The organism is Flavobacterium sp. (genome assembly GCF_013822155.1).
Classification (GTDB): Bacteria; Bacteroidota; Bacteroidia; order Flavobacteriales; family Flavobacteriaceae; genus Flavobacterium.
Genome location: NZ_PNJW01000088.1, coordinates 1 through 7020, shown reverse-complemented (window position 1 = coordinate 7020; position 7020 = coordinate 1). Strand labels below are relative to the sequence as shown.

General features: G+C 32.3%; 5 protein-coding genes. 3 read left to right on the top strand and 2 right to left on the bottom strand.

Features of this window, described 5'->3' with window-relative positions:
• Window positions 1-117: 117 nt before the first annotated feature.
• Window positions 118-633 carry a DUF2892 domain-containing protein gene (locus tag C0512_RS14300; RefSeq protein ID WP_290862743.1) on the bottom strand — a complete coding sequence of 172 codons (516 nt, stop codon included), beginning with the start codon at window positions 631-633 and terminating at the stop codon, window positions 118-120.
• A 157-nt stretch (window positions 634-790) separates the two neighbouring features.
• Between C0512_RS14300 and rpmH the strand changes: the two genes are divergently transcribed.
• From rpmH to C0512_RS14285, 3 genes are all read left to right on the top strand, one after another.
• Window positions 791-952 carry a 50S ribosomal protein L34 gene (rpmH, locus tag C0512_RS14295; protein ID WP_026710894.1) on the top strand — a complete coding sequence of 54 codons (162 nt, stop codon included), beginning with the start codon at window positions 791-793 and terminating at the stop codon, window positions 950-952.
• A 101-nt stretch (window positions 953-1053) separates the two neighbouring features.
• Window positions 1054-3906, top strand: coding sequence for a carbamoyl-phosphate synthase large subunit (carB, locus tag C0512_RS14290; protein WP_290862737.1), 2853 nt, complete (start codon window positions 1054-1056; stop codon window positions 3904-3906).
• Between the two features lie 114 nt (window positions 3907-4020).
• Window positions 4021-6096, top strand: a complete 2076-nt coding sequence (locus C0512_RS14285; protein ID WP_290862735.1) for a CotH kinase family protein — start codon at window positions 4021-4023, stop codon at window positions 6094-6096.
• A gap of 96 nt (window positions 6097-6192) precedes the next feature.
• On the opposite strand, the gene C0512_RS14280 is transcribed toward C0512_RS14285, so the two are convergent.
• The coding region (locus C0512_RS14280) for a hypothetical protein (RefSeq protein WP_290862734.1) at window positions 6193-7020 on the bottom strand (828 nt) is incomplete at its 5' end.

Below are 7020 nucleotides of genomic sequence, written 5' to 3'. Positions count from 1 at the left end.
ATCAAATTCATAACCAATTTTAAAATTGGTTATGAATTTGATAAATTGTGAATGCAAGTATTTTTTAATCTAAAGAAAATAGATTTTAAAAAAATAATACTTAATGGGATTATTTCTCTAAATCTTTTTTAACTGTTGCTTCATCATGGTGATTTGTTCTTTCAACATGTTTTGTTTGTCTAATTTATTTGCTTCGTTAAGTAAATTAGTTGCTTCAATTTTTCTTCTTCTGGACATGGCTATTCCCGCTAAATTTAATTTGGCTACCGCTAAATCCATATCCATTGATAATCCTAATTCAATTGCTTTTTTAAAGAATTTTTCTGCTTGGTTTAAATTGGTTTGTGAGACCATCAATCCGTGCAAATAATTGTAATAGCCTTGTTGCTTCTTAACTAAAACTCCTTCCGGGTTTTTTATTTTATCTAACCACCTTTTTGCTCCTTCAAAATCTTGTTTTCTTAGTTTTAAAAAGGCTAATAAGATAATTTCGTTTTTGAAATATAAAAAAATTGGAAAAAAAGTTAATAAGATAAGAAATATTCCATTTCCGATGTTATTTTCAGTGAACTGCCATATACCAAGGGCAATCAATACTGCAGCAAGAACTAATTTGATATTTTTGTGAAACATAATGACTTTATTATTTGTGTTTGCAAAGGTAATAAAAGGAATTGAAAATATTTTTAGAAAACCACTTGTGAGAAAAAAAAGTCTTTGTATATTTGCACTCGGTTTTTGAGGAACCTAAACGAAGATTATTATACACGATTTTTAAAGATACATCACAATGAGTAAAAGAACGTTTCAACCATCGAAAAGAAAAAGAAGAAATAAACACGGGTTTATGGATAGAATGGCTACTGCAAATGGTAGAAAAGTCCTTGCTCGTCGTAGAGCTAAAGGAAGACATAAATTAACTGTTTCCTGCGAACCAAGACACAAAAAATAATGATTAGTAATAATCAAATATTAAGGCGTTACTTTTTTTAGTAACGCCTTTTTTTTATAACTTGTCGACACAAAACAACTAAACTACTATATCACAACATTATGCCAAGAGACACTTCCATCAAATCGGTTTTAATTATAGGATCAGGGCCCATTGTAATCGGTCAAGCCTGTGAATTTGATTATGCAGGCTCACAATCAGCCCGTTCCATTCGTGAAGAAGGAATTGAAGTTATTTTGATTAATTCCAATCCGGCTACTATTATGACCGACCCAACCATGGCCGATCATGTTTATTTATTGCCATTAACGACTAAATCAATTATTCAAATATTAAAAAAACACCCTAATATCGATGCTGTACTTCCTACTATGGGTGGGCAAACTGCATTAAATTTGTGTTTAGAAGCAGATGAAAAAGGAATTTGGGAGGATTTTGGCGTACGATTAATCGGAGTTGATATTAATGCCATTAACATTACCGAAGACAGAGAACAATTTAAACAATTGCTAGAACGAATTGGAGTAGGAGCTGCACCGGCAAAGACTGCTACTTCCTTTTTAAAAGGGAAGGAAATTGCACAGGAATTTGGATTTCCTTTAGTTATTCGTCCTTCGTTCACTTTAGGAGGAACTGGAGCAGCGTTTGTTCATACAAAAGAAGAATTTGATGAACTGTTAACACGTGGTTTAGAAGCATCGCCTATACACGAAGTTTTGATTGACAAAGCTTTATTGGGATGGAAGGAATATGAATTGGAGTTGCTTAGAGATCAAAATGATAACGTAGTAATTATTTGTTCCATTGAAAACATGGATCCGATGGGAATTCATACCGGAGACAGTATTACGGTTGCCCCAGCTATGACTTTATCTGATACAACCTTTCAGAAAATGAGAGATATGGCCATCTTAATGATGCGTAGTATTGGTAATTTTGCCGGAGGTTGTAACGTACAATTTGCTGTTTCACCGGATGAAAAAGAGGATATTGTTGCTATTGAAATCAATCCTCGTGTGTCGCGTTCTTCTGCCTTGGCTTCTAAAGCAACCGGTTATCCCATTGCAAAAATTGCTTCCAAATTAGCGTTAGGTTATCATTTAGACGAATTGCAAAATCAAATCACAAAATCAACTTCAGCTCTTTTTGAGCCGACTTTAGATTATGTGATTGTAAAAATTCCACGTTGGAATTTCGATAAATTTGAAGGTTCTGACAGAACATTAGGATTGCAGATGAAATCGGTAGGGGAGGTAATGGGAATTGGTCGCTCTTTTCAGGAGGCTCTTCATAAAGCTACCCAATCTTTAGAGATTAAACGAAATGGATTAGGTGCTGATGGGAAAGGGTACAAAAATTATGAACAAATTATAGAAAAACTAACTTATGCCAGTTGGGATAGGGTTTTTGTTATTTATGATGCCATTCAAATGGGAATTCCATTAAGTAGAATTCATGAAATAACCAGAATAGATATGTGGTTTCTTAAGCAATATGAAGAACTTTATCTACTTGAAAAAGAGATTTCAAATTTTTCAATTGATACTTTATCCAAAGAATTGTTATTAGAAGCAAAGCAAAAAGGTTTTGCTGACAGACAAATTGCCCACATGATCCGTTGTTTGGAAAGTCAAGTCTATAAAAAGCGAGAAGAACTTTCCGTGAATCGTGTTTATAAATTAGTCGACACTTGTGCAGCCGAATTTAAAGCACAAACACCTTATTATTACTCAACTTTTGAAGCAGATATAGAAACTCCAACAGGGGAAAGATACGTTCATAATGAAAGTGTCGTTTCTGAAAAGAAAAAAGTGATTGTTTTGGGTTCCGGTCCAAATCGGATTGGTCAAGGAATTGAATTCGATTATTCCTGTGTGCATGGCGTTTTAGCGGCTAAAGAATGTGGCTATGAAACAATAATGATTAATTGTAATCCGGAAACTGTTTCAACCGATTTTGATACCGCGGATAAATTATATTTTGAACCTGTTTTTTGGGAACATATTTACGACATCATCCGTCATGAAAAACCGGAAGGCGTAATTGTTCAATTAGGTGGTCAAACCGCTTTAAAATTAGCTGAAAAATTAGATCGTTACGGAATTAAGATTTTAGGAACCAGTTTTGATGCCTTAGATTTAGCGGAAGATAGAGGCCGTTTTTCTGAATTACTGAAAGAATTGAAAATACCATTTCCTCAGTTTGGTGTAGCAGAAAATGCTGATCAGGCTATTGCTTTAGCAGATGTATTGGATTTCCCATTATTGGTTAGACCTTCTTATGTCTTAGGTGGACAAGGAATGAAAATCGTTATCAATAAGCAGGAATTAGAGGAGCATGTTATTGATTTATTAAAAAATATACCCGGGAATAAATTATTATTAGACCATTATTTGGATGGAGCTATTGAAGCGGAAGCAGATGCTATTTGTGATGGTGAAAATGTTTATATCATCGGAATTATGGAACATATTGAGCCTTGTGGTGTACATTCGGGAGATAGTAATGCTACATTGCCACCGTTTAATTTAGGTGAATTTGTGATGCAACAAATAAAAGATCATACACACAAAATTGCTTTAGCTCTCAAAACAGTAGGATTAATAAATATACAGTTTGCCATAAAAGATGATGTTGTATACATCATTGAAGCGAATCCAAGAGCGTCCAGAACAGTTCCTTTTATTGCAAAAGCCTATGGAGAACCTTATGTAAATTATGCAACAAAAGTGATGTTGGGTCATAATAAAGTTACCGATTTTACTTTTAATCCTCAATTAAAAGGATTTGCCATTAAGCAACCGGTATTCTCCTTTAGTAAATTTCATGGTGTAAACAAGAAACTTGGACCCGAAATGAAATCAACCGGAGAAAGTATTTTGTTTATTGATGATTTGAAAGATGACCAATTTTACGAATTGTATTCCAGACGTAAAATGTATTTAAGTAAATAGAACTCATTCAAAAGACCTTTTTTTAAGGTCTTTTTTTATTAAAATAGTGATTTGTTAGCTTTCCATTTAATTGTTAGCTTACTTATGCCTAGATTTGATGAAATAATAAATCTGATGAAAACAGTAATGAATATTTTTAAGAACTCTATTATTAAAGGATCTTATTTCTTATTGTTTTTTTTCGCTTTTGGAGGTTATGCACAAACTTTTACGGATAGTAATTTACCAATTGTTATCATTTCAACGGATATTAATCCCGATACTAATCAACCTTATGAAATTCCGGATGAACCAAGGGTTTTAGGTTCAATGAAGATAATTAAGCATCCGGATGGTTCCCGAAATTATATGTCAGATAGTAATACTGCTGCATTTTTAAATTATGATGGACGCATAAATATTGAAATACGAGGTTCTTCATCACAAGCTTTACCCAAGAAACCGTATGGATTAACAACTTTAAAACCTGATAATATCAGTAATAACAATGTTAGTTTGTTAGGAATGCCAAGTGAAAATGACTGGGTTCTCAATAGTTTAGCTTTTGATACTTCTTTGATTAGAGACTATTTATCGTATGCCATTTCAAGACAAATGGGAAATTATGCTCCCAGAACGGTTTATTGTGAAGTAGTAATTAACGATGAATATAATGGTTTATATCTTCTGCAGGAAAAAATTAAAGCAGATTCCAATCGGGTAAATATTTTAAAAATTACGACTACTGATACTACTTTGCCAAATGTTACCGGCGGATATATTACAAAAGCCGATAAAACAACCGGTGATGATCCTATTGCTTGGTCTATGCAATCGTATGCCGGTATTACGGATTATATTCATGATTTGCCTAAACCTGAGGATGTCACTCCTCAACAAAATTTTTATATTTATAATCAGTTTAGTTTATTGGCAAACACTTCTGCAACGGGTAATATAACTATTACAAATGGTTATCCTTCAGTAATTGATATACCAACTTTTGTTGATTTTATGTTATCCAATGAGTTGGCATCTAATGTTGATGGTTATCAATACAGCACTTATTTTCATAAAGAACGAGCCGGTAAATTAAGAGCCGGACCTATTTGGGATTTTAATCTTACGTACGGTAATGATTTGTTTCTTTGGGGATATGACCGAAGTAAAACAAATGTTTGGCAATTTGGCAATGGGGATAATGAAGGTTCAAAATTTTGGAAAGATTTGTTCAATAATTCAACTTTTAAATGCTATTTATCAAAGCGTTGGAATGAATTGAAGCAACCTGGTAAAGCAATGAATTTGACAACCTTGAACACATTTATTGATGAAACAGTAACTTATATAAACGAAGCAAAAATCAGAGAAAACCAAAAATGGGGTACCATACCAAATCAGGAACTTGAAATTGTAAATTTAAAATCATTTTTAAGCTTACGAACTACTTGGATTACTAATAATATAGGTTCTTTTTCTGCTTGTTCTTCGGTTTCTACTCCGCCATTGGTAATCACTAAGATTAACTATAATCCTTCTACTTCTATCGAGTATCCGGAAAGTAATGACTCAGAATTTATTGAAATTAAAAATACCGGATTACAAACTGTTATCCTTTCCGGAATTTATTTTAAAGAATTAGGAATTTCGTACAGTTTCCCTATTGGTTCAACTATTTTACAAGGGCAAAGTATTTATTTAGCCAGTAATCCTGATGTGTTTTTAGCTAAATATGGTATTTCTGCATTTGGACAATTTACCAGAAATTTATCAAATAAATCTCAAAAACTTGTTTTAGCTGATGCTTTTGGCAATACAATAGATTATGTAGAATACATGGATTCATCACCATGGCCAACTTTAGCCGACGGAAATGGGTACTATCTGCAATTGATAAGTACGGATTTAGACAATAGTTTAGCTTCAAGTTGGACCACTACAACCGACCAATCCCTATCCTCAATTGAATATACTTTTACTTCCGATTTAAAAATTTATCCAAATCCGGTTAATTCTATTTTGAACGTTGAAGCTACTCAACGGATTACTAAAATTGAAATTTTTGATGTCTTTGGAAAAAAACTCCATACTATAATTGATGATTCCGCATTGATTTATTTGAAAATGGATTCCTATGCAAAAGGAATTTATTTTCTAAAAATTTATGGTGAAGAAATGAGTTTTAAAGTTGAGAAAGTAATAAAAAAATAAGTCTCTTTAAAAAAGAGAGAATTTAATAAAATAAAACTCAAAACAAACAAATTCAAACTTGTTTATTTTGAGTTTTTTTGGCTACGCTAATTTGTATTAATTCTTCTTTAGTAAAACTTTTTCTTGCGTAAATTGGTAAGAAGCATCTAAAAAGTCAACCATTTTTTTCCAATTGCTGTTTGGTTCAAAATAATTGGAATAATATTTAGTCGTTTTAATAGTTATCAGATTCCCGTTTTGTGTGGCTGTGCTGACAAAACCTCCTGTTTCATTTTCTACTTTTTTATTGAATTTTTCAAGTCCGGAGACAGTGTAACCAGCCGGAATTTCAAATTGAATTTCTTGTTCAATTTGTCTCGGGAAGGTCATATAAACATTATTTGTACGTTCTTTTTCTTTTTTAGAAAGCTCAATTTGTGATGTTAGAAATTTGCCTAATTCTACCATTAGATTGTTTCCGGCTTTTTTGATGTATTGATCAGTAATGGTAAATTTTTCCGTGTATTGCATTGGTTCATTTCTGCCAAATCTGCCCGTGTTTTTTATTTCCATCGAATAGTTTTCAATGTCAATTTCAAATTCTTCTTTTACAGATTTGATAAAACTTTCTTTTTGATTTTCTTTTGATTTTGCAATCAAAGCATCAAATTCTTTTGTGTACTGAGCTCTTTGTTTTTTGTTTTTTACAAGCTCCATTAATGGGGTATTGCCATATTTTTTATAATCTTCATAAACATAATCAAAAAAGTATAATTTATCTGATTGTTCACCTTCTTTATAATGTCCAAATAATGACTGTTCACGATTTACATCAAAACTAGTGAGGTCTTCTTTTAAACTGATTTTGGTAACTGATCGGTTTATATTGTCATTTTTAGTTGAACTTGGCAACGTAATTGATTCTGCATCAATAATTTTTTTGCC

Bases quoted from the DNA above. Each gene is read 5' to 3' on its own strand.
- C0512_RS14300 (WP_290862743.1), bottom strand. From the start codon at position 633: ATGTTTCACAAAAATATCAAATTAGTTCTTGCTGCAGTATTGATTGCC.
- rpmH (WP_026710894.1), top strand. From the start codon at position 791: ATGAGTAAAAGAACGTTTCAACCATCGAAAAGAAAAAGAAGAAATAAA.
- carB (WP_290862737.1), top strand. From the start codon at position 1,054: ATGCCAAGAGACACTTCCATCAAATCGGTTTTAATTATAGGATCAGGG.
- C0512_RS14285 (WP_290862735.1), top strand. From the start codon at position 4,021: ATGAAAACAGTAATGAATATTTTTAAGAACTCTATTATTAAAGGATCT.